The organism is Pseudonocardia halophobica, assembly GCF_027922425.1.
Classification (GTDB): domain Bacteria; phylum Actinomycetota; class Actinomycetes; order Mycobacteriales; family Pseudonocardiaceae; genus Pseudonocardia; species Pseudonocardia halophobica.
In genome coordinates this window covers 1-662 of sequence record NZ_BSFQ01000218.1, presented here as the reverse complement: position 1 = coordinate 662, position 662 = coordinate 1, and the positions used below count along the sequence as shown (strand labels likewise).

1 protein-coding gene is annotated in these 662 nt (G+C 67.4%); it reads left to right on the top strand.

All coding sequences use genetic code 11. The annotated features are described in order from the left end of the window. Positions 1 to 60: 60 nt before the first annotated feature. A partial coding sequence (locus PKE99_RS38255) for a phage tail protein (protein WP_271215127.1) occupies positions 61 to 662 on the top strand: 602 nt, incomplete at its 3' end.

Below are 662 nucleotides of genomic sequence, written 5' to 3'. Positions count from 1 at the left end.
GCCTGCGATGCGCCAAGGGCGAAGAAGGGCGGCGGGACCGAACCGGCCTGGCGCGCCGGGATGGAGGCGATCCTGACACAGGAACCGGCCTCGGTGCTGGGGGAGCTGCTGAAGGCCTGCGCGGGCACCATCGCCGATGTCGGGTATGGCTGGAAGGTGCAGGTCGGCGCCCCGGCGCTGCCGGTCTACAGCTTTACCGATGACGATATCATCGTCTCGAAGCCGCAGGATTACGACCCGTTTCCGGGGCTGGAGGAGACCTTTAACGCGGTCACCGCGCAATATCCCGACCCCGAAAGCCTGTGGGAAAGCAAGGAGGCGCCGCCGCGCACCAATGCCGCCTGGGAGGCCGCCGATGCCTTCGGCCGCCGCACCGCCGATCTGACGCTGCCCGCCGTGCCATACAAGCGACAGGTGCAGCGCCTGATGCGGGCATGGATCGAGGACGAGCGCCGCTTCCGCCGCCACAGCCTGACGCTGCCGCCCGATGCCTCGGCGCTGGAACTCCTCGACACCGCCGACTGGTCGAGCGCCCGCAACGGCTATGTCAGCAAGGACTTCTCGATCAGCGAGGTGGTCGAGGATCTGCGCACCGGCCTGAAGAAGGTCTCGATCCGCGAGCGTGATCCGGCGGATTACGACTGGAGCGCGGAATTTGAACT